Here is a 23,752-nt window from a genome sequence, read left to right as displayed (position 1 = left end):
TTTTTTACTTTTTCAGGCAAATAAATGCTCCTCTAAAGGCATACTTAGGTATCACCTCTATTGCCGCGACCCGCATATGCAGTCATCATGCCTTCCTACTCCAGACTAACCTACCAAGATGCCTATTTTTCGCACCTGCCTGCTGGCTCTGTTTGCTCTGCTCATGTCAAACTGGCATGCAGCCAACGCAGCCACGCCCCTGCGCAGTCTGCAATTTGAGCACATCAAGAGTAAGCAGGGCTTGCCAGGGTCGGTTACCGATATCGTCCAAGATGCACAAGGCTATATCTGGATAGCCGGACAGCAAGGTTTGTCGCGCTTTGACGGGTACAAATTCAGCCTATACAAGAATCAGCCAGAAGATCCTTCCAGCCTCGACGATAACTGGGTGCGCAGCCTGCATGTGGATAAAATCGGACGGCTTTGGGTAGGTACTAATCGCGGCGGTTTGCATCTGTATGACCCCAGCAAGAATAATTTCCAGCGCTTTTATTCATCTGACCCAAGTAATAGCAATAATAAACACTCTTTACGTGCCATCATCAGTGATGGTGAGGGCGGGCTATGGCTGGCCAGCAGAAGTGGCCTCAAGTATTTCAATCCCGAGCGGCAAAAATTCAGTGTTTTCCAGCATGATGCAGGAAACCCCGACTCCCTGGTGGATGACAAGCTGACTTCACTGGTGATGGATGCCAATAAAAATCTATGGATAGGTACGACCCAGGGCCTGGATAGAAAAAAATACGGCAGCCAGCAATTTGAGCATTTTCAGCTTGCGGGTACGCCAGCGCAGCAAATCATACGCAGTTTAATGATAGATCATAGCCAACGCCTCTGGGTTGGTACTAATTATTCGCTGGAATTATGGACCCAGTTACAAGGCCAGCCAGAGCGCCGGCGATTTGGGGAAGATGACAATTTGCTTAGTGGCGTCTTCCTCAAGATCTATGAAGACCGCAACTATGGCATATGGCTAAGCCTGGCAGACCGGGGTCTGCAGTACTGGAACGAAGCCAGTCAAAAGTTCAGCTCTTTTCAACACCAGCCAGGCATACCCGAAAGCCTGTCTGACAACCAGGTTGAGGCCTTGTACCAGGATAGAAGTGGCTCGCTGTGGGTGGGCACCTGGTCAGGTGGTGGGGTCAACAGGGTGGACCTGGCCAGTGGTGGCTTTACCAATTTTGCTTACCTGCCACCGGGCACAGGCATGGAGGCAGATAGCAAGGCGACCTCTATCATTCCAGGCAAGGACCAACTCTTGTGGATCAGCACCTGGGGAAAAGGGATCAAGCTCTACGATCCCGACAATGCCAGAGAATTAAAAAGTATACGGCAAAGCAAAGTCGGTGATCAGCGCATAGACGACATGGATATAGTCAGCAGCTTGCACAAGGATATACACGGCCAGATCTGGGCTGCGACGCGGGCTGGGCTGGGCCATCTGGATGCACAGACCAGGCAACTGATCATGCGCGCCTATAATAAAGATGAGCCATCTTTAAAAACCTCCATCAATCAAATGCGCATGGATGGCGATGGCCGGCTTTGGCTAGCCAGTATCAATGGCCTCATGCAACTCGATACCCGCACGGACAAACTGGTTTCCTTCAAGCATAAGGCAGATGACCCCGACAGCATCTCAAATGACTATGTCAGCTCCATACTCCTTGCAGACAATAGTACATTGTGGGTGGCAACGATCAAGGGCTTGAACTTGCTTGATACCAGCTCAGGTAAATTCCGTCGTTTCCATCACAATGCCAGCGATCAGCACAGTCTGATGAGCGATAATGTATTTCATATTTTTACTGATAGTAAAAAACAATTGTGGCTAGGGACGGAAACCGGTCTCAGCAAGCTGACAGGATGGAAAGGCCAGCAGGCTCAATTTATCAATTACCCCAGCAAACAAGCTGTCAATTGCATACTGGAAGACAGCAAGGGGGTATTGTGGATGAGCCAGGAAAGTGATATTTCACGTTTCAATCCAGCCACAGGCGAATTCAAGAACTATACCTATGAAGATGGGCTGGGAGAATTAGGTTACTACGCAAATACCTGCCACCAGGACAAGCTGGGCAATATGTACTTTGGCGGGCCGTCCGGGCTCATCAGTTTCAAACCTGAAGATATCCGCGATAATCCCCATGCCCCACAGGTCTTGCTGACGGATTTAAAAATCTTCAATCAATCTGTCAGCACAGGGAAATTCCCGGATGGTTTTTCCATGCAGGGTCAGATCCAGGATGCAAAAGAAATTACACTCGGGCATCAACATGCGATTTTCTCGCTGGAGTTTTCAGCCCTGCATTATGCAGATACACAAAGAAACCAGTTTGCCTATCAGTTGCAGGGATTTGATCAGGACTGGGTCTTGACAGATGCCAGCAAACGTTTTGCCAGCTATACCAATCTGGATCCTGGCACCTATACCTTCAAAGTAAAGGCCGCCAACAAAGATGGTGTCTGGAATGAGACGGGCAGAAGTTTGAAGATCACCGTCTTGCCGCCATTCTGGCAAACCATCTGGTTCCGGCTGCTCCTGGGCTCCAGCCTGCTGGCCATCATCTGGCTTGCGTACTTGTGGCGCGTGCGCACCTTGATACAGCAAAAACAAGCCCTGGAGGCTGAAGTCAATATCAGGACCATGGAAGTCAGCGCACAAAAAGAAGAACTGGAAAAAACCAATCAAGCCCTGCTCAGGGTCAATAAACGGCAAGAAGCACAGCAAAGCGAATTAACACGCTTCCTGGCGGTGGCCAGCCATGACTTGCGCCAGCCCATGCATGCGCTGAATTTATATCTGGGTGCACTGAGTAATTTTGAATTACCCGCAACTGTCAAGCCTGTGCTGAATAATCTCAGGCACTGCGCTCGCACCATGGATGATATGTTTGCCAATCTGCTGGATTTATCCCGCCTGGACGCGCAGATCGTTGAACCACAATGGCAAGAGTTTGGCATCGCCGAAGTATTGGGCAGGCTGGAAGTGGAATTTACGCCGCAAGCCTTGGTAAAGGGCTTGCACTTCCATATTCAACATAGCATGGCGGTGGTCAGGAGTGACCCTGCCCTGGTGGAGCAGATACTGCGCAACCTGATCGCCAATGCCATACGCTATACCCCTGCCGGACAAGTGATCGTCAATTGCCAGGAAAGCGGTGATCAATTACAAATCGCGGTAGAAGACAGCGGCATCGGTATTTCCCTGCATGACCAGGAAACCATTTTCGAAGAATTTTTCCAGGTAGAGTCACAGCGTAGTGCCAAGGGCATGGGTCTGGGCCTGGCGATAGTACAAAGACTGGTCCGTCTTTTGCACATCCCCATACAACTGCGCTCACAGCCAGGCCAGGGCTCAACTTTTGCAATCAGTTTACCCCTCTCCATGAGTCAGGACATGAGAGAAAAACAAAGTCGCAGCAAGTCTGTCGTGACAGCATCCTTGCTGGAAGCCTTGATCGTCGTCATAGAAGATGATGAAAGCATACTGATGGCCATGCGCGCCTTGCTGGAGCAATGGGATGGCCGTGTCATCACGGCTACCTCAGGTGCCCAGGCACTGGCCATGTGCAGTGAAGAAATCAAAATACCTGACTTGCTGATTTGCGACTATCGCCTGAATCGGAATGAAAACGGTATTGATGTCGTCAGCAATTTACGTGAAGAATTTAATCATCACATCCCCGCCATTTTGATTACCGGCGACATCTCGCCACAACTGGCAGAAGACGCCAAAGCTGCAGAATTGATCCTGATGCACAAACCTATACAGGCTGAAGTGTTACATGATGTTGTTTCACAGATGTTGAATGAAGCGAAACAGTAAGTATTCAGCTACCTATCTCTGGCAACGCATGCTTACCTGGATTTCAGCGAAGAAAAATTTACACGCCGTTTACGATTTAACCCCATTCTTTTTAGAGAATCTTTACGCGGTGACTGCTAATCTTGTTTTGTGTCAAACAACACGAGATGATGATGAATCAATACTCTGGCCATAACTCTGAAAATTATTCAGACGTACTAAAATCATGCAAGCGCGAAAAATTTTTATTTGAAAATCATCGCGAACGCAAAAGCGCCTATGCTCTGCCCCACCCCCTGGTCACCTATAAGACCGCAGCAAAATTAGTGCAAAATGACTTTGTCATGCGTATCACGGTCGATGCTGCCAGCATCACTGAATTGCGTCATCTGATACTCAAATCCTGCGGTGAGCTGGTCTTGTTCATGCGTGTCAAACCGATAGACCATGCCAGTAAAATGAAGGTGTGGTTATGCCTGAGCAAGTCCTCGGTTGATACCATCATCAGCCACATCATGCGCGCCTTGCCGCAAGCTGAATTCGGGAAAATTACACCGCTGATCGCGATCTGATTTTAAGACACGCCGACAACTCCAAATATTTAAAGAGATCACTATGTCTATCTACGAAGGCATCTGGGTTCCGCTCGTCACGCCATTTAAGAATGGCCAGCCTGAGCTGGATAAAATACAACAACTGGCCACGCAATTGATCGCTGCAGGTGTACACGGCCTGGTGGTCTGTGGCACTACCGGCGAAGCCGCGACACTGACTGAGCATGAGCAACAGCAATTGCTGGCTGCCGTGCTGGACGTAACAAAAAATACTTGCCCAGTGCTGATGGGTATGAGTGGTAGCGACACGCGCTTGCTGGCAGAAAAAGTAGCCTCCTATACCAGTCAGCACCTGCAAGGTTTTTTACTCAGCGCGCCCTTTTACCTGCGACCTTCGCAAGAAGGCATACGCTTGCATTTTGAGACCATTGCCAGAGCGACTGAGAAAGATATCGTCCTGTATAACGTGCCCGCGAGGACAGGGGTGAACATAGACTTGAGCACCGTCATCGCATTGGAAAAGCAAAAAAATATCGTAGCCATCAAAGAAAGCAGCGGCAACCTGACGCAAATGATGGGACTGGTGAATTGCAGTCACCTGAAAGTGTTATGCGGTGACGATGCCATGTTACTCGACACGCTGAGCATGGGTGGTCAAGGCGCGATTTCTGCAGCGGCGCATGTCAGGCCGGATTTGTTTGTGCAATTGTATGAACTCATGCGCACTGAACATTTGCCAGAAGCCCAGGCCTTGTTTGCTGAAATACAGCCACTGATACGTTTATTGTTTTCTGAATCCAATCCTGCCCCTGTCAAGGCAGCACTGGCGATGCAGGGTTTGATACAGGAAGAACTGCGCCTGCCCATGACAGCCATGTCGCTTGCAGGGAAAATCAAACTCGCGCATGAGCTGGAGAGACTGGCGGCTTTGCCTTTGCCAGTCAAAGCCAGGAGCTTGCCCAGCCCAGTTATCAACAATAGCCGCTCGCTGCGCATGGTGCGCTGAGGATACCGAAATTACCTATGATCATCACCATTGCACATGGCGCGGGAGACTGCGCCAAATCCATCGTGGCCGACAATCTCGCTACCTTGCGTACCCTGTCAGGCAGCAAACTTATCTTGCTCGATAACGACGCCCGTCACTCATCCCTGGACTGGAGCCGCGCCCGCCGCCGTACTACTGACTGCACTCCAGTCAACGTGCGCAGAGTCAGCGGCAAGGGCATGCAGGCAGAACTGGAAAACCTCGGCTTTCATTATCAGGATATCGTCATTGATGCAGAAGCACGTGACTGCATGGGTAGTCGCAGTGCCTTGCAGGCAGCGCATGTCACGATACTGGTTATCGACCTTGATCAACTGGCACAATTGCAAGAGCAAGAACTGCGCACGCGCATACAGCTCGCACAGGCAGAAAATCCCCGCATGCGCACCCTGGTCGTCATGAGTTGCAGCGATGTCCAGGCAGCTACCGATAAAGTGAACAGGGTAAAGAATTTTGTCAGCCAGCTAGATGCTACAGAGCTATTCCCCTATCCCCTATTTTGTGGTGGCAGTTTTCGTCAAGCCTACCAGGGTGGCTTGTCAGTTTGTGAATATCCGGCGGCACATCCCATGACGATCAAGGCCTTACAGGCCTTGTCCAGCAAAGTGTTTGCCAGCCACTGAAGATATTAAAAAAAGATAGCAAAATGCCTTACGCAATGAAACGTTTTCTTATTGCACTGGCTGCGTATGGCAGCATGGTTTTTTCAGGCTATATTCTGCTTGCCTGTATGCCGATACAAGACTTGAGTTTGCAGATAGTTTCTGGACTGATACTGCTTGTACTTGCCATCTGCATATTCATGAAGAGCAATTCGCTGAATAAAGAAACTGAAGAGGGTTTTGACATCCCTGTTTACTTACTGGCTGCGACGTCTCTACCTTCTATCATGCTATATCAAACCAGCAGAAATGGCTGTTTGACGGAATGCATATTAGCGCTTATTTTTACAAGCTTCTTGCAGGTATTCATCACACTCCCTAGCGAGCACCGATCTCTGCAAAAGAACTATGTACTGTTACTCACAAGTTTGCAGAAATTGCTGGCCTTGATATTGATTATGCTGGCGGTACAAGACCTGCTGTCTGGCATGCATGCGCAGTTTTCCTCAGGATTGCACTTGCCATGATTGCGGCAATAGTAACTGCAGATTTCGCATCATTATCTTTCAGCACTGCCACCAGGCTGGCTGAACGCCGGGCACTAGCGGGCAGGAACGTCTTATTACTAAAACAAAACGGCGAAAGAAAGCAGGCTAACCAGTATCGCAACGAAGCTGAAAATATTGCATGGTCACGCCTGGAGATAAAAGCAGGTGCCAAGACTACTGCATTTTCCTCCAATGCCATGACTAAAGAGTTGGCGCATGGATATGCAGACTTCCATGATACCGTGATGGATATTCCCAAGCCATTTTATGCAGATGCTGCCATTGCTTTATCTTGCTGTGATCTGTTGATATGCCATACAGAACTGCATGCATGGAATAAAGAAAAACAGGCAAAACTCTATAAATGCATACGGCTGGCACGCAGTAAAAATAAAGACTTACCAGTGCTGATTACGATAGATAAAATCGCCTGCATGCAAGGCCAGAAATTTATCAGCCAGTTGTCGCAGCAACTTTGCCATATCAAATTTATTTACCTCGATGCAGAAAATGATATGCCGCTGACACAGCTTTACAGGGCAATCTATTTACCTTGATTGCCTTGTTCCCTATTCACAAATAAAGCCAGTTGCAAAACGAGGCCTGAATTTTTTAGGGTGCGCCATGCGCACCCTAAAAATTTAATCAGGACTTATTCAGAACGTCTTGCTGACCGTGACCACCAGCGCTGTCTTACCCAGGAACTTGCCATTGGCTGGCGATGCATACGCCACTTCACCGGCATTGGTGCCGATAACGGCCACAGCACCTGTGACGATGCCAAAGTCTTTTGTCAGGCCCAGCTTCCAGTCTGTATAACTATAAGTACCGTTGTTCTTGACTTGCTGATGCCCGGCATGCAGGTTCAGCGTCAGGCCAGTGACCATTTCCACATTTGCGCCCAGATCCAGATAGCCACTGTTTTTACTGTCGGCAAAACCGAACAGATTGGTGACGGAGTGTGAATATTTGGCATAAGCCGGGCCGTAGGAAAGCTGACCATAAATTTCTGTCGTATTCGCGCTTACAGCCAGGCCATTGGATGGATAGACGTAGCTGAGTACACCGACGTCATAGCCTATGTCCTTAGTGAGCTCACCGCGCTTGCCTGCGTACAGATCAATTTCTACATCACCACCACCACCGGCATCCTTGGTCCATTTGATGGTGGATGCCCATGTGCCGGCATAAAAGCCGCTGGGGTTATGGGTATAGTCAGCCCCACCCTGCAATGCTGCCTGCAGGCGTGTTTGTGAAATGCCGCGATAACGGTAGTCAGTAGTCACTGCCGCATTGAAGCTGACCTCATGCTCGGGTTTGACATCTTCTGCGCTGGCGTATCCGGCAAAAAAGACCGTACTGATGGCTGCTGCCATGATGAGTTTTTTCATATTGAGTCCTCTCAAAAAAGTATTTGCAAAATTTAAGGATGCAAAAGTCCCACCGGCGAGCAAAGGTTGCTGCCGGTTATTCAAATATTTAGGTGGAGGGACTTACGCAAAATTGTCCCAGCAAGGCGCAGCGACGAAGACAGTACTTTAGTACGGCTAGTCGCTGCAACGCAGCTGGGGCGGTTTTGCGGAAGTCCCTTTAGCTTGGGAGCAGGAGGCGGTACCCTATCGCTGTCTCTGTCAGCAGATAACGCGGCTGCGCCGGGTCATCTTCGAGTTTCTGTCGCAAATGCCCCATGTAGATGCGCAGGTAATGGCCGCTTTCGGAATGGCTGGGGCCCCAGACTTCGCGCAGCAGTTGCGGGTTGGTGACAACCCGGCCTACATTGGTGACCAGCACCATCAGCAGCCGGAATTCTGTCGGTGTCAGTTTCACCATCGCCCCGGCCTTGGTGACCAGGCGGGCTTTCATATCGACCTTGACATCACCAAACTGGACTATGCCATCCAGATTGACGCCAGGCTGGCGCTGACGCCGGAAAGTGGCACGTACGCGCGCCAGCAATTCGCCGACACCGAAAGGCTTGCTGAGATAATCATCGGCACCGGCATCCAGCGCCTTGATCTTGTCCTGTTCACTGACGCGGGCAGACAAGACGATGATGGGTACATTCGACCATTTGCGCACATCGAGGATGAAATCGATACCATCGCCATCTGGCAAACCCAGGTCAAGGATGATGAGATCAGGCTGGCGGGTACCAGCATCGACCAGGCCACGTTGCAGATTGACCGATTCATGGACTTGCCATTGTTCTTCTTCAAGCGCATTGCGCACGAAACGGCGTATCTGTGGTTCATCTTCAACCAGCAAGGCGACTGGTGTTGTTTGGCTAGCAGTAGTCATCGTATGCTTATTCTTCAAGATCAGGCATCGCCGGTGGCGTGCCTAAAGGCAGGGTAAAGATGAAGCAGGCGCCGCCTCCGCCATTGGGCGACTGCGCTGCATGCATGCTGCCCTTGTGGGCCGTGATAATGGCGCGGCAAATTGCCAGCCCCAGGCCAACACCGGGCAGGGCAGATTCGCGTTCACCACGGGTAAATTTTTCAAATATGGCTTCTTCACGCCCGGCTGGCAAACCCGGCCCATTGTCATAGACCTTGGCTTCCAGCATGCTGCCATTGAGCTCGGCTGAAATCGTGATGAGAGAATTCTCTGGCGTATATTTACAGGCATTTTCCAGCAGATTGCACAGTACCCGCTCTATCAGTACGGCATCAAAATTGACGAGGGGCAAAGCGGCTGCCAGCCTGGTTTCCACTTGATGTGTCTGCAATTGCGCGTTGCAGATGCGCAGAGAAGTGCCGACCACTTCTTCAAAAGTCTGCCATTGCAAATTCAGTTTGACTTCACCGCTTTCTATTCTTGCCATGTCGAGCAGATTGGTCACCAGGGCTGACAGACGCAGGGTCTCTTCACGCAGGGCTTGCGCCATATGCAGTTGCGCATCTGCCAGTGCAGGTTTGGACATGGCCAGGGATTCCGAAATACCCACCAGCGAAGTCAGGGGCGTGCGCAAGTCATGCGACAGCGCTGCCAGCAATGAATTACGCAGGCGTTCGGATTCCATATGGATCAGGGCATCTTGCGCGACCTCGATATAGTGCACACGTTCGAGCGCGATGGCTGCCAGGGCGGCAAAGGTATCGAGTTGCTGTCTTTGCTCGGGTATCATGATCCAGCGCTTGCTCTCTGGCTGTATTGCCAGCAAGCCACGGGTACGCATGGGAGCCACCAGCGGCAGGTAAAAGAAATTACTGGCGGGCAGGGTGTCTGTGCCTATGCCTGCGGCTTCTACCTTGTCGAAAGCCCATTGTGCGATGCCCATGTCCAGGCCGCTCACCGTATTGTTGGGAGGCAGCAAACGCCCGTTATCATCCGGTAACAACAGGGTTGCCTGGGCGCGGAAGGCTCTTTGTATGATGAGCTGGGTAGTTTCTGAAATCTGTTCTGCCAATAAAACCCCGGATAAATCACGGGCAAATTCATACAAGGCACGCGCCCGCGATTCCCTGTGCGATGCCACCCTGGCCTGATAACGCAGATCAGCAGTCAGATGACCAGTGATCAGACCAACCAAAAGCATGACTGCAAATGTCATCAGGTATTGCAGGTCGCTGACTGCGAATGAAAAACGTGGTGGTACAAAAAAGAAATCGAATACCGCAATGCCAACAATGGTGGAAAGTACTGAAGGGCCACGCCCAAATTTGACGGCCACCAGCACTACCGTCAATAAAAACAGCATGGCGATATTGACGAGATTGAATACCTCAAATAAGGGTGTAGCTATCAGGCCGGTGGCAACACTGGCCAGCACCGCATAAACATAACGCCAATGCCGTGCTGGTACGCGCGGGCTGGGCAGCTCACTGGCACTGCCAGGCGCTGCATTTTTTTCATGATCATTGTCGGTAGTACTAGTGCGGCTTTGTCCAACCTCGATCAAGTCCAGGTCTGGTGCATAGGCCGCAATATCATGCAGATGCGTCGTTTGATGCCAGGCAAAGCGCCATTTTCTTGCTTTACTGCGTCCCAGGACGATGCGTGAAAAATTATGGCTATGGGCATAATCAACAACCGCCAGGGCAATGTCCTTGCCAGTCAATACTGCTGTCGAAGCTCCCAGGTCTTGCGCCAGCTTCAGGGTTTTCAAAATCCGTTCACGCTGCGCCGATGGCAGCCTTTGCAGTTGCGGCGTCTCTACATACACTGCATGCCATTCTGCATTCATCTGGCTGGCCAGGCGGGCGGCGCTGCGTACCAGATGGTCGGCATCCCCATGTGGTCCTATGCAGGCCAGCAGGGCGGCATCCGTCTTCCAGATCGTGCCTATGGATTTTTCTATACGATAAGCTTGTACATCATCTTCGACCCTGTCGGCAGTACGGCGCAGGGCCAGTTCGCGCAAGGCAATCAGATTACCTTTGCGGAAAAAATTCTTGGCAGCGCGTTCTGCCTGTTGCAGCTTATAGACGCGGCCCGATTTGAGCCTGGCCAGTAATTCGTCAGCCGGGATATCCACCAGCACGACTTCATCGGCTTCATCAAACACCTTGTCGGGCAGGGTTTCATTGACGCGTATGCCGGTGATGCCACCGACCACGTCATTCAGACTTTCCAGATGCTGGACATTGACGGTGGTGTAGACATCAATACCGGCGCTCAGCAATTCATCGACATCTTGCCAGCGTTTGGGGTGGCGTGAACCGGCGGCATTCGAATGTGCCAGTTCATCCATCAGTATCAAGGGCGGATGGCGTTCCAGCGCGCTGTCTATATCAAATTCACTGAGGGTCTTGTCGCGGTAGGCGATGGCCTTCGGAGGCAAGACTTCGAGACCATCAACCAGGGCTGCAGTTTCATCACGGCCATGGGTTTCTATAACGCCAACCAATACTTGCTGGCCTTCGGCCACCAGCTTGCGTGCGGCAGTCAGCATGGCGTAGGTCTTGCCTACGCCAGCGGATGCACCGAAATAGATGCGCAGCTTGCCACGCGTGGCCCTGCGCTCTTGCTCCTGCACATGGGCAAGCAAGACATCAGGGTCAGGGCGTTGTTCGCTATTTGTGGCCATATCGGTTTTTCTTGTACTTCTTATCTTGAATTACTTGATTACTTGGAGAGCTTGTCCAGTGCCAGATTCAAAGCCAGCACATTCACCCTGGCCTCGCCCAGCAAACCCAAAGCGGGCTGTTGCGCCAGTTGGTCTATGATAGCCTTGACTTGCGACTCTTGCAGCTTACGTTCGCGTGCCACCCTGGCGAGCTGGTAATTGGCCGCTGCCAGACTGATTTCAGGGTCAAGCCCACTGGCCGATGCCGTCACCAGATCGACAGGGATTTTTGCGGTATTGCCAGGGTCAGCCGCCTTCAATGCCTCTACCCGGCCTTTGATGGCGTCAAATTGCGCCACATTGGTAGGACCAAAGTTGGAACCGCTGGATGCCAGGGCATTGTTCGGCATAGGGCCAGTGGCAGATGGCCTGCCCCAGAAGTATTTTGGTGACGAGAAAGACTGGCCTATCAGGGAAGAACCGACCGTCTTGCCATCCTGCACGATCAGGCTGCCTTCTGCCTGATCGTTAAACATTACTTTACCCAGGCCTGTCATGGCATAGGGGTAGATAACGCCAACCACCAGTGTCAGCCCGACGAGCAGGACGATGGCGGGGCGCAAAATTGAATTGCCAGCGTCGGGGTTTGTAACAGCGCTTGTATTGGTACTCATGATGTTTCCTTATTGAGCAATATAAATTCAGGCAAGATGCAAAATGGCCAGGATGACATCAATGAGCTTGATGCCAACAAAAGGCAGGACTATGCCACCCAGGCCATAGATCAGCAAATTGCGGCGCAATAGCAGCGAAGCACCGATGGCGCGGTATTTGACACCCTTCAAAGCCAGCGGGATCAGGAAGACGATGATCAGGGCATTGAAGATCACCGCAGACATGATGGCCGAAGAAGGGCTGGTCAGATGCATGATGTCCAGCGCTTTGAGCTGTGGATAAGTGGCGACAAAGGCTGCCGGGATAATCGCAAAATACTTGGCGATATCATTCGCAATCGAGAACGTCGTCAGCGAACCGCGTGTCATCAGCATCTGTTTGCCTATCTCGACGATTTCCAGCAATTTGGTAGGGTTGGAATCCAGGTCCACCATATTGCCAGCCTCTTTTGCCGCCTGCGTGCCAGAAGCCATGGCCACCGCCACGTCAGCCTGTGCCAGTGCTGGTGCATCGTTGGTGCCGTCACCTGTCATGGCGACCAGGCGGCCTTCAGACTGGTAACTGCGTATCAGCTTGAGTTTGTCTTCTGGCGTGGCTTCTGCCAAAAAGTCATCGACACCAGCCTCGGCAGCAATCGCCGCTGCAGTCAGCTTGTTATCACCGGTAATCATGATGGTCTTGATACCCATGCGACGCAGCTCGGCAAACCTTTCCTTGATGCCGCCCTTGACGATATCTTTGAGCTCTATCGCGCCCATGACCCTGCCATCATCCACCACCACCAATGGGGTGCTGCCACGGCGCGAGATGTCATCCACGGTTTTGCTGAGTTCGGCAGGGAAGGGACGGCCCAGGGATTCAACGAATTTCTTGACGGAATCGGCAGCGCCCTTGCGTATCTGACGATTGCCGATATCGACACCACTCATGCGGGTTTGTGCGGTAAATTGCACAAAAGTCGCATTCAGGCTGGCCATCTCACGTTCACGCAGATTATATTTTTGCTTGGCAAAGATGACGATGCTGCGGCCTTCTGGTGTCTCATCTGCGAGTGAAGCCAGTTGGGCAGAGTCAGCCAGTTGTGGCAGGGTTACGCCAGGTGCAGGGAAAAAATCAGATGCCTGACGGTTACCCAGGGTGATGGTGCCGGTTTTATCCAGCATCAAGACATCAACGTCACCGGCAGCCTCAACTGCGCGGCCAGACGTGGCGATGACATTGGCCTGCATCATGCGGCTCATGCCAGCTACACCAATGGCAGACAGCAAGCCACCTATAGTGGTGGGGATCAGACAGACTAGCAAGGCGATCAGCACTGTGATGGAAATAGGAGCAGAAGCCAGACCAGCGGCCTTGGCGGCATCGACGCTGAACAGCGAGAACGGCAGCAAAGTCACCGTCACCACCAGGAAGATGATAGTCAGCGCCACCAGCAAAATAGTCAGGGCAACTTCATTCGGGGTCTTCTGGCGTTTGGCACCTTCTACCATGGCGATCATGCGGTCGATGAAGGCTTCACCGGGATTGGATGTCACGCGCATCACCAGCCAGTCAGACAAGACGCGGGTGCCGCCGGTGACGGCAGAAAAGTCACCGCCAGATTCACGTATCACAGGTGCAGATTCACCAGTGATGGCGCTTTCATCCACCGTCGCCACACCCTCGATGACTTCACCATCGATAGGGATGACATCATTGGCTTCGACCAGTACCACATCGCCCTTGCGCAAGTCATTGGCCTGGGCAGGCAGCCAGGTAGTGCCGTGTTTTGGTATCGCCAGCTTCTTGGCCATCACGGTTTGCTTCAATGCGCGCAGAGACGCAGCCTGGGCCTTGCTGCGGCCTTCTGCCAGTGCTTCGGCAAAATTGGCGAACAGGACGGTGAACCATAGCCAGATGGAAATTGCCAGGATAAAGCCAGGGCTGGCTTCTCCCTGGCCCATCAGGGATTGCACGAACAACATGCTGGTGATGATGCTGCCTACATACACGACAAACATCACCGGACTGCGCAATTGCGTGCGTGGGCTGAGTTTTTTGAATGAATCGATGACGGCAGGCATGATCAGACTGCTGTCAAATAGCGACAAGCGTGGCTTGCCGCTGGATGTTGTGTCGCCAGCTTGTCCAGCGCCAGGTTTGGCGGCTGTATTGACTTTGCTGTCTATCGACTTTTGTACACTGGTACTAGACATTTTAATCCCCTTAGACTACGAGTGGGTCTGAATGAGCGTACGCCATCAGGCAAAGCCTCATTCAGGTTCCCCAAATCATTTTGCGTGTTATTTCGCGATCAGCTGCAGATGTTCAACCACCGGGCCCAGGGCCAGGGCTGGCACATAATTGAGCACACTGATAAGCACCACCGTACCGACCAGCAAGGCGATGAACATGGGGCCATGGGTGGGCATGGTGCCAGCATTGGCTTCCAGCCTTTTCTTGCCTGCCAGTGAACCGGCGATCGCCAGCACAGGCACGATCATGGCAAAGCGGCCAAACCACATGGCGATCGCCAGCATGATGTTGTAGAAGGGCGTATTCGCACTCAAACCAGCAAAGGCACTGCCATTGTTATTGGCGGCTGAAGTAAAGGCATACAGCACTTCAGAAAAACCATGGGCACCTGGGTTCAAAATACCGGCCTTGCCTGCTTCTGACATGACCGCGATGGCCGTGCCTGCCAGCACCAGGACCGGAGTCACCAGGATGGCGATCGAAGTCATCTTCATTTCATACGCCTGGATTTTCTTGCCCAGGTATTCTGGTGTGCGGCCTATCATCAGGCCAGCGATAAACACCGCCAGTATCGCGAAGATCAACATGCCGTACAGGCCACTACCGACACCGCCAAACACCACTTCACCAAACTGCATGAGGACGATAGGCACCAGGCCGCCGATAGGCATGAGGGAATCATGCATGGCATTCACCGCACCGCAGGATGCTGCCGTCGTCACTGCAACAAACAGGCTGGAGGCGCTGATGCCGAAGCGGGTTTCCTTGCCTTCCATATTGCCACCGGCTTGCAAGGCTGATGTCGCCTGGTCGATATTCATGCTGGCCAGCACAGGATGGGTCTGCTGTTCTGACAAGATCACGGTCAGCGTCATGGCCACGAACAAGACTGTCATTGCCGTCAATACCGCCCAGCCCTGGCGCATATCACCGACCATGCGGCCAAAGGCAAAGCACAGCGCTGCAGGGATGAGGAAGATGGCAATCATCTGCATGAAATTGCTCAGGTAGCTGGGGTTTTCATAAGGATGTGCCGAGTTGGCATTGAAAAAACCACCACCATTGGTACCCAGCATCTTGATCGCTTCTTGTGAAGCCACTGGCCCCATGGGCAGAGTTTGGGTCGTCGTCGTCAGGGTTTCCATGACAGGTGCGCCCTTGTCATCTTTCAAAGGCTGCGCATCAGGGCCGAGCTTGGGCTGGCTATAAGTGACAGGATCAATCAGCTGTACATCTTTATAGCCAGAGAAATTCTGAATCACGCCCTGGCCCATGAGGAAGACCGCAAAAATGACCGACAGCGGCAACAACAGATACAGAGTAGAACGTGTGATATCAGTCCAGAAATTGCCTATGGACGTGGCTGAATGACGGCTGAAACCGCGTATCAGCGCAAACACCACGGCAATGCCGGTCGCTGCGGAAAAGAAGTTTTGCCCGGCCAGCACCAGCATCTGGGTCAGGTAACTCATGGTGGATTCACCGGTATAGCCTTGCCAGTTGGTATTGGCGACAAAGCTGACCGCGGTATTGAAAGAAGAATCCATGCTGACATTGGCCAGGCTTTGCGGATTCAAAGGCAACCAGGCTTGCAGGCGCTGTACGGCATACACCAGCAGCCCGCCCAGGGTATTAAAAATCAGCAGGGCGATGGCATATTGCTTCCAGCCCATGCCCACTTCGGCTTTTACGCCAGCGACACGGTACAGGCCTTTTTCCAGCCAGCGCAACCAGCCCATGCCGGGTACAGCAGCCTTGTCATCGGCTATCCTGGCGATGAAGCCGCCCAGGGGATAGGCCAGGAGCAATAGCGCGACAAGGAACAATACCAATAAAACAATTGCTTGCGTAGTCATCACAGCTCCTCGGCATTCAACAAGGCTGCAATCAGATAGACGAACAAGGCGGCAGCCACCACCGTGCCCAGGACGTAGAAGGGATTCATGCTTTTGCTCCCAAAGTGTCGCAAGCCAGCACTAAAGCCCAAACCAGCAGGAGGAAGATTCCCATGCCTGCGAGATATAAAAATTCCATCAGATATTCCATGCTTTACTCCTTCGTTTTTACACAGTGAAGCATAGTCAGAAGCATGTAAAAAATTCGTAAAGACTTAAACAGGGGGCGTAAACAAGATGTAAAAATTTCGCAAAAAGTGGGATGGACGAGGCGAACTCAGAGACTGACTGGAAGAAATGCCGATATTGACCTAAGCTTAACTATAAGCATGTAAATGTTTTTTTATTATCGATAAACCTTGCTCAAAGAATGGTGACTTATCAAAAGTTAACTAACGCTAGTCTGGCTTTGCCGCATAATTGCTCAAGTCTTTTAAAGTCTTAATCCATGTACAAGCCTGAGCAATTTGCCCACTCCAGAAGTTTTCTCCAGGAAATAAGGCTGGGGCATTTTCTATTGATCATGCTGGCTTACTTTGGTGCCGGGCGCATAGGCTTGTCCATTCCCTATATCAATCCCAATGTCAGCCTGATCTGGCTACCAACCGGCATCGCCATCACAGGCTTGCTGCGCTATGGCAGGCTGGCCGCAGTTGCCATATTTATCGCCGCCTGGCTGCTGGAAACGTCGGCAGGTTTCAGTGTACTGGTGGCTGGCAGCCTGGCCGTGGGCAATACCCTGGGGCCTGTGCTCAGTAAATGGCTATTACGCAAACAGGGTTTCAGGCGCGATTTTTCCAGGCGGCGCGATGTCATCGGCTTTGGCATGGCTGTCATGCTGGGCATGTGTATCTCGGCAACGGGCGGCACGCTGACACTCTGGCTGCATGGCTTGAATGCCGATCTGGCTGCGGTCTGGCTGACCTGGTGGGCAGGGGACACTGTCGGTGCCTTGCTGGCTGGCCCACTGCTACTGTCGTTTACACTGAAATCCCTGTCTGGCTGGTCCGACAGGCGTAAAGAAATTCTCGGCTTCCTGCTCTTGTTTGGCTTGGCCAACTGGCTGATTTTTGCTTCGCCTTACAGCCATTTTCATCTGACCTTCATCATGGTGGGCATCATGATCTGGGCGGCCATGCGTTTTGGCATTAGCGGTGCTTCCTGCGCGGTGTTGAGCACCTCTTTATTCTCGGCTTGGGCGACTTCTCACGGCATGGGGCCGTTTTATGACGGCGGCCAGACCAATCTGTTGATACTGTGGGCATACATGACGACCATGGTCTTGATCACCCTGATCATCACCGCCCTGCAGTCAGAAAGCATAGACGCCACCCGTCAGATCCAGGAAGCTTATCAGCGTATCAATAAAGTTGCATCGCGCCTGCCTGGCCTGGTCATGCAATATCGCATACGACCTGACCATAGTGCCTCCATCCCCTTTGCCAGCGATGCCATCGTGCAAATGTTTGAAGTCACGCATGAAGAAGTCAAGGACGATGCCCTGCATTTATTTGCCCGCATAGACCCGCGTGATATAGAAAACGGTACGGAACTGATACGTGCCGCCATGCGCAATCTGTCGCCCTGGCAAAGTGAATTTCGCATGCATCGCAAGGATGGCACCATACGCTGGCTGTACCTGGATGGCTTGCCCGAGCCTGAACCCGGTGGTTCCATGCTCTGGCATTGTTTTATTACCGACATCACTGAACGCAAGCAGGCTGAGCAGGATTTGCGGATTGCTGCCTGCACCTTTGAATCGCAGGAAGGTATTTTCGTCACCGACGCCAACTGGATCATGCTGAGACTGAACCAGGCTTTCACCCGTATCACTGGTTATGCCGCAGAAGACTTGATAGGCAAACGCCCGCCCCTGCACAAGACCAGGCAGCAAGACCGGGATTTTTTTACCCAGATCAACGCCTCTTTGACAGCGCATCGCTTTTGGCACGGCGAGTTGTGGAGCCGCCGCAAGAACGGTGAAATTTACCCGCAGATGATTACGCTGACCGCCATCACCGACAACCATGGCGAAGTCAGCAATTACATAGGCTCATTCACCGACATCAGCCGCCACAAGGGTTATGAAGCCGAGATACGTAATCTGGCCTTTTATGATCCACTGACGCAATTACCGAATCGCCGTTTGTTGATGGACAGATTGCAGCACCTGATCTCCATCAGTAACCGCAATGACACCCACAGCGCCATCCTGTTTATCGACCTCGATAACTTCAAGACCCTCAACGATACCCGCGGCCATGATGCCGGTGATTTGCTGCTGATAGAAACTGCCAGCCGCCTGCAAACCTGTGTACGCGACAGCGATACCGTGGCGCGCCTCGGTGGCGATGAATTTGTGGTGGTACTCGAAGAATTGAGTATAGAAAAAGAAGATGCCCTGCGCCAGGCTGACCGCATCGCAGAAAAAATACGCCAGCTATTGAGCCAGCCTTATCAGATCACCGACTTTGAACATCATGGTTCCAGCAGCATCGGTGTATGCCTGTTCCAGGGCGGCGATATCACGGTCAAGGATTTATTCAAGCGCGCCGACACGGCCATGTATGAAGCCAAGACCGCTGGCCGCAATGCCGTGCGCTTTTTTGATCCGGCCATGCAAGCCATACTGGTAGTGCGCATGTTGCTGGAATCGAATTTGCGCGTGGCGCTGGCGAATAATCAATTCCAGCTGTACTACCAGGTACAGGTCAATTCCGAAGGAAAACTCATCGGTGCCGAAGCCCTGTTGCGCTGGATACACCCCGATCGTGGTTTTATTTCACCGGCAGATTTCATCCCGCTGGCAGAAGAAACCGGTCTCATCATTCCTATAGGATTGTGGGTACTGGAAACCGCCTGTGCCCAGATCAAGCAATGGGAAAGCAGCAAGGAAACCCGTCACCTGACGCTGGCCGTGAATGTCAGCGCCAAGCAATTCCAGCAAGTCGATTTTGTCGAGAGCCTCAGTGAAATCATACGACGTCACAAGATCGATCCCACTCGACTGAAAATCGAATTGACGGAGAGCACGGTGCTCGACAACGTCGATGCCACGACCGAGAAAATGCATGAATTGAAAAAGCTGGGTATTGCTTTTTCCATGGATGATTTTGGCACTGGTTATTCTTCACTGGCCTACTTGCAGCGCCTGCCCTTAAATCAATTGAAGATAGACCAGTCTTTTGTGCGCGACTTAAGTCATGATGAAAATGATGCGACCATAGTGCGGGCCATCATCTCACTGGGCGTTAACCTGGGCTTGAATGTGATAGCCGAAGGGGTGGAAACCAGTGCCCAGCGGGCGTTTTTGATTGCGCATAATTGCTATGCCTTCCAGGGTTATTATTTCTCCAAACCTCTACCACTGGAAGGCTTTTTGGCACTCTTGAAAGCGCCGGAATCAGACAAGGTTCAATAAGCGCACATCGAGCTTGCCGTCCTGCATGGGCGGGCACCAGAAATAGCTACCCGTCTGCGGAACAGTGAACTGGAACAGGGCATCAGTGACGCCATCTTCTGCACCTGACATGCGCGTCAATTGCACTTCAAACGGATAGAAGGAATTGGCAAAGGCGACAAAATACAGACCCGCCTTATCCAATGCAGACCAGGGCATGGAACGCCTGAGCATGAAAGCTTCAGGCGTGAAGTCTTCCTGAGCAGTACGCTTGACGTGGGCTGATTCTGGCGCATCTTCCAGTTCTTCATTATCGCTGCGGCGACGGCCCACGGCATTGTCCTGGTCTGCTGTTGCCATGGCATCAAAACGATCAAACTTGTGCAGCCATTGCTGGATGGCGACGAAGCTGGAGCCTGCCAGTCCTGGCGTATCACCCGCAACAAAAGCCGCAGCGATGGCAGCGTCGTCATGCGGATTCTCGGTGCCATCTTCATAACCGCTGAGGTCACGACCTTCCTGGTATTTGAAGGCATCAACCTGCTGTTGCACTTCAAATGCCGGTGCCAGCAAAGGCATGAGTTGATGCAGCTGGCGCACCAGATCGCCGCGTTCATGCTGGCGCAACCAGCACCACAATGCTGCCGGTGTCGCAGGCAGGCGCATGCGGCTGCCTTCTATGCCATGGAATTCTTTCATGCCTGCGATCTCGCTGCCCAATTGCTGCAAGAGACTGGCACCGAAGCCGATGACCAGATTCTGGCCATCGGTTTTGTCTGCCAGCGCGCGTACTACTTTCTTGAGCGTTGCTGCATCAGTACCAGCCTTGATATTCAAACTGAGATAAACGGCATGGGCAGGGACTGCCTGCAATATGCCTTCCTGGAATAAGTTCATGTACTGCTCCTGATTAATATAATTCAAACCACCTGTACCGTAGGAGCGGCTTCAGCCGCGAACAGCCTGTTATACCGGACATTCGCGGCTGAAGCCGCTCCTACGAAAATGCAAAGGGCACGTAAGCCAGCTCTGGGACGCATTTTATCAACAGGCAGGCAATATGTTCCAGGTAAAATATCCCCGCCCTCCTGCAACACCGCCGCTTGTTATTTTTTAAATTGCTCGCTACAATCAAATGCGAGGCAAATCGCTTCAACGTCGCTCGGACGGTTCCGGGCGCCCGTTCTTGCAGTTCGTATGGACTACAAGGGCTACGTACAATTCATATCATGACCAATACAACTACTCCGCCGGGTCGGGGTTCTGCTGTTGAAGGCACGCCTGCGCCTGCAACAAAGTTCTCTTTCGCTCGTATCAATCGCCTGCCCCCTTACGTATTCAATATCACTGCCGAGCTGAAGATGGCTGCGCGCCGTCGTGGCGAAGACATCATTGATATGTCCATGGGTAATCCCGATGGCGCAACCCCTGCACACATCGTAGAAAAACTGGTCGAAGTGGCCCAGCGCCCTGACACCCACGGTTATTCTGCCTCTAAGGGCATACCCCGTTTGCGTCGCGCAATTGCGCACTGGTACAAGAGCCGCTACGAGGTAGACCTGAACCCGGATTCAGAAGCCATCGTCACCATAGGCTCGAAAGAAGGCCTGGCGCATCTGATGCTGGCAACGCTGGACAAGGGCGACACGGTGCTGGTGCCCAACCCCAGCTACCCCATCCACATCTATGGCGCGGTGATCGCCGGTGCTGATATACGCTCCATACGCATGAGCCCGGGCGTGGATTTTTTTGCCGAGCTGGAAAGAGCAATACGCGAAACTTACCCCAAGCCGAAGATGATGATCTTTGGTTTTCCATCCAATCCCACTGCACAATGTGTGGAGCTGGAATTTTTCGAGCGCGTGATCAAGCTGGCGAAAGAACATAATATCCTGGTCGTGCATGACCTGGCTTATGCCGACATTACCTATGATGGCTGGAAAGCCCCGTCCATCATGCAGGTGCCAGGTGCACGCGATGTCGCCGTGGAGTTTTTCACACTGTCAAAAAGCTATAACATGGCAGGCTGGCGCATAGGCTTCATGGTCGGCAACAAGGAACTGGTGGCGGCTTTGGCCCGCATCAAGAGTTACCATGACTATGGCAGTTTCACCCCTGTGCAGGTGGCGGCGATTGCCGCGCTGGAAGGCGACCAGACTTGTGTCAATGAGATACGCGACCAGTACCAGCGCCGCCGTGACGTACTCGTCAAAGGCTTGCATGAACTGGGCTGGATGGTGGAAAAACCAAAAGCGTCGATGTATATCTGGGCCCATATCCCTGAGTATTACCGTCATCTTGGGTCGCTGGAATTTGCCAAGCAGATGCTGGAAAAAGCCAAGCTCTGTGTTTCACCCGGCATAGGTTTTGGTGAATATGGCGATGAATATGTGCGCTTTGCATTAATTGAAAATGAGTCGCGCATACGCCAGGCTCTGCGCGGTTTGAAAACCATGTTCAAGGATGATGGGGTGGCGAAATAAGCGCGATCATTTTTTCTGCCCTGCGCGACTTGCTATCGTCCTGGGGTAAATTGCGCCCGCAGCCAGCCAGTGACTGGCAGGGTGAAATACCCCTGCCTGGTATTGTTGCAGAATTCTATGAGCAGATAGGCCCCTGGGGTCGCGTGCATGAAAAACATGGCCCTATGGGTTTAAGCATAGCTGCGGGTGGCAACCCCGTCGATATACCCACATTAAAGGATTTATGGTCGCGCCAGGCTTGCTATCGCTGGCACGGCAACACCGGCCAGCGTCTGCCCGACTGGCAAGAGCACTGGCTGGTGGTGGCGACGGAAGGCAGCAATCCCTTCATGCTCGACACCATGACAGGGCAAGTCTATTTTGCCCTGGCTGGTGGCAAACCTGATTTTCGATTGTTTGCACCAGACTTGCTGACTGCTTTTACAGCGATCGCCTGCGTCGCAAATACCATGCGCGAACTGGATGAACAGGCTTTTGATGATACTTGTGAATTGACAAGCGCTGCCCGTGCGCGGGTTGTTCAAGACCTGGATAGTCTGATGGCAGGCAGCGCAGACGCCAGTCAAATGCTGGCTGCCTGGCGCTGGTATTGTTGACGAGCTGATGAGAGAAAACTGGAAGACTTTCAGCGCAGATCCCAAAGATCTTCCACCATACGGTAACCTATGGGATCATATTTTTTCAGGTCTTCCCTGCTGTAAGGAAAATAAGTTCCACCGATGAAATAGGCGGCAGACAACTCGGCAAAGTATTCATGATCATTGGTGAGTGCATAGGCTCGACCAATATTTCCTCTCTTGAGGCTTGCTACGTTTTTGTATAAACCCGCACGCTTTGCTGCTTCCAGGGCATCTATTATTTGCCGGTTTTTCCTTAGCACCTCACGCTGATGCCAGGTGTGCGCTATCTCATGGGCCAGTGAATGTCTTATATACACATCATCCCAGGACATGAAAAAATCTGTGCTATAAATCACGACGGCATTTTTCCATGCAGGGTCATACATGGGTAAGCGCAAAGGGTCGACGGACAAAATCGCTTCCATATAATGCCCGTATCCTTTTTTCCCTCCCTTGGGTGAACGCGGCCCCCACATCAGGTAAAAATTACGCCCTTTGACATGCTGGTGTGATGCGGCGGGTAATTTTTCCAGAATCGCTGTCAACATCTGCTGTAGCCTGCTGCTTGCCGCAGCAGTGAGCTTGGGGTCTGCCGCCGCCATATCTTGCTCAACCATGATGTTCCAGTCACCAGGTATGCGGTAATACGTCCTTGGCGGAGAACTGTAATTTGCCAATCCTGAAGTGAGAGAATCATGTATCTCGTGCTTTTGCGTCTGCCCTACGCAATTCGCGGTATTGTCGGTAAAGATGGTTTTGCCATTAACATCCTTGCAACTCAATATATCGGCTGACCATGCGGGTGTTGGACAAATTGCCAGAAACAGCAGCGAGGCAAATTGCGAGGCCAAGAGTTTAGTTATTGTTTGCGAGAAA

17 protein-coding genes are annotated in these 23,752 nt (G+C 52.1%); 8 read left to right on the top strand and 9 right to left on the bottom strand.

The window, feature by feature from the left end:
- Positions 1–118 precede the first annotated feature (118 nt).
- The 5 genes from ACO0LF_RS05795 (at position 119) to ACO0LF_RS05775 (ending at position 7,117) form a co-directional block, all read left to right on the top strand.
- Positions 119–3,829 (top strand): two-component regulator propeller domain-containing protein, encoded by a 3,711-nt coding sequence (locus tag ACO0LF_RS05795; protein ID WP_423012836.1) that lies wholly within the window; start codon positions 119–121, stop codon positions 3,827–3,829.
- A gap of 146 nt (positions 3,830–3,975) precedes the next feature.
- Positions 3,976–4,380 (top strand): hypothetical protein, encoded by a 405-nt coding sequence (locus ACO0LF_RS05790; protein ID WP_423012834.1) that lies wholly within the window; start codon positions 3,976–3,978, stop codon positions 4,378–4,380.
- A 43-nt stretch (positions 4,381–4,423) separates the two neighbouring features.
- Positions 4,424–5,368: a 4-hydroxy-tetrahydrodipicolinate synthase gene (gene dapA, locus ACO0LF_RS05785; protein ID WP_423012832.1), complete on the top strand. Its 945-nt coding sequence runs from the start codon at positions 4,424–4,426 to the stop codon at positions 5,366–5,368.
- Positions 5,369–5,385: 17 nt separating this feature from the next.
- Positions 5,386–6,033: a hypothetical protein gene (locus tag ACO0LF_RS05780; protein ID WP_423012830.1), complete on the top strand. Its 648-nt coding sequence runs from the start codon at positions 5,386–5,388 to the stop codon at positions 6,031–6,033.
- A 502-nt stretch (positions 6,034–6,535) separates the two neighbouring features.
- Positions 6,536–7,117, top strand: a complete 582-nt coding sequence (locus ACO0LF_RS05775; RefSeq protein WP_423012828.1) for a hypothetical protein — start codon at positions 6,536–6,538, stop codon at positions 7,115–7,117.
- 99 nt (positions 7,118–7,216) lie between these two features.
- On the opposite strand, the gene ACO0LF_RS05770 is transcribed toward ACO0LF_RS05775, so the two are convergent.
- The 7 genes from ACO0LF_RS05770 to kdpF all read right to left on the bottom strand — a co-directional run bounded on the left by ACO0LF_RS05770 (position 7,217) and on the right by kdpF (position 16,423).
- Entirely contained in the window at positions 7,217–7,951 is a 735-nt protein-coding gene (locus ACO0LF_RS05770; RefSeq protein ID WP_423012826.1) for a TorF family putative porin, read from the bottom strand.
- Positions 7,952–8,150: 199 nt separating this feature from the next.
- Entirely contained in the window at positions 8,151–8,858 is a 708-nt protein-coding gene (kdpE, locus tag ACO0LF_RS05765) for a two-component system response regulator KdpE (RefSeq protein WP_422951774.1), read from the bottom strand.
- Between the two features lie 7 nt (positions 8,859–8,865).
- Positions 8,866–11,589, bottom strand: coding sequence for a two-component system sensor histidine kinase KdpD (kdpD, locus tag ACO0LF_RS05760; RefSeq protein ID WP_423012823.1), 2,724 nt, complete (start codon positions 11,587–11,589; stop codon positions 8,866–8,868).
- Positions 11,590–11,627: 38 nt separating this feature from the next.
- Positions 11,628–12,242 carry a potassium-transporting ATPase subunit KdpC gene (gene kdpC / locus ACO0LF_RS05755; protein ID WP_423012821.1) on the bottom strand — a complete coding sequence of 205 codons (615 nt, stop codon included), beginning with the start codon at positions 12,240–12,242 and terminating at the stop codon, positions 11,628–11,630.
- A gap of 27 nt (positions 12,243–12,269) precedes the next feature.
- Positions 12,270–14,438, bottom strand: coding sequence for a potassium-transporting ATPase subunit KdpB (gene kdpB / locus ACO0LF_RS05750; protein WP_423012819.1), 2,169 nt, complete (start codon positions 14,436–14,438; stop codon positions 12,270–12,272).
- Positions 14,439–14,525: 87 nt separating this feature from the next.
- Positions 14,526–16,334, bottom strand: a complete 1,809-nt coding sequence (gene kdpA, locus ACO0LF_RS05745; RefSeq protein WP_423012817.1) for a potassium-transporting ATPase subunit KdpA — start codon at positions 16,332–16,334, stop codon at positions 14,526–14,528.
- A complete protein-coding gene (gene kdpF, locus ACO0LF_RS05740) occupies positions 16,334–16,423 on the bottom strand; it encodes a K(+)-transporting ATPase subunit F (protein ID WP_423012815.1) in 90 nt (29 codons plus the stop codon). The genes kdpA and kdpF overlap by 1 nt, the downstream gene beginning before the upstream one ends.
- 398 nt (positions 16,424–16,821) lie before the next feature.
- Between kdpF and ACO0LF_RS05735 the strand changes: the two genes are divergently transcribed.
- Positions 16,822–19,794 carry a bifunctional diguanylate cyclase/phosphodiesterase gene (locus tag ACO0LF_RS05735; RefSeq protein ID WP_423012813.1) on the top strand — a complete coding sequence of 991 codons (2,973 nt, stop codon included), beginning with the start codon at positions 16,822–16,824 and terminating at the stop codon, positions 19,792–19,794.
- Here ACO0LF_RS05735 and ACO0LF_RS05730 read toward each other — a convergent pair.
- Positions 19,777–20,670, bottom strand: a complete 894-nt coding sequence (locus ACO0LF_RS05730; protein ID WP_423012811.1) for a Dyp-type peroxidase — start codon at positions 20,668–20,670, stop codon at positions 19,777–19,779. The genes ACO0LF_RS05735 and ACO0LF_RS05730 overlap by 18 nt on opposite strands.
- Positions 20,671–21,002: 332 nt before the next feature.
- Between ACO0LF_RS05730 and alaC the strand changes: the two genes are divergently transcribed.
- Both alaC and ACO0LF_RS05720 read left to right on the top strand, forming a co-directional pair.
- Complete coding sequence (gene alaC, locus ACO0LF_RS05725; RefSeq protein ID WP_423012809.1) at positions 21,003–22,256, top strand: alanine transaminase; 1,254 nt, start codon at positions 21,003–21,005, stop codon at positions 22,254–22,256.
- A 50-nt stretch (positions 22,257–22,306) separates the two neighbouring features.
- Entirely contained in the window at positions 22,307–22,852 is a 546-nt protein-coding gene (locus ACO0LF_RS05720; protein WP_423012807.1) for a hypothetical protein, read from the top strand.
- Between the two features lie 29 nt (positions 22,853–22,881).
- Here the strand turns inward: ACO0LF_RS05720 and ACO0LF_RS05715 are convergent, their stop codons facing one another.
- Positions 22,882–23,493 carry a hypothetical protein gene (locus ACO0LF_RS05715; protein ID WP_423012805.1) on the bottom strand — a complete coding sequence of 204 codons (612 nt, stop codon included), beginning with the start codon at positions 23,491–23,493 and terminating at the stop codon, positions 22,882–22,884.
- Positions 23,494–23,752: the final 259 nt, after the last annotated feature.

It is taken from the genome of Undibacterium sp. Di27W (assembly GCF_049340345.1).
Taxonomy (GTDB): Bacteria; Pseudomonadota; Gammaproteobacteria; order Burkholderiales; family Burkholderiaceae_D; genus Undibacterium.
The sequence above is the reverse complement of the archived record's forward strand: the minus strand, read 5'-3'. Positions and strand labels throughout refer to the sequence as shown.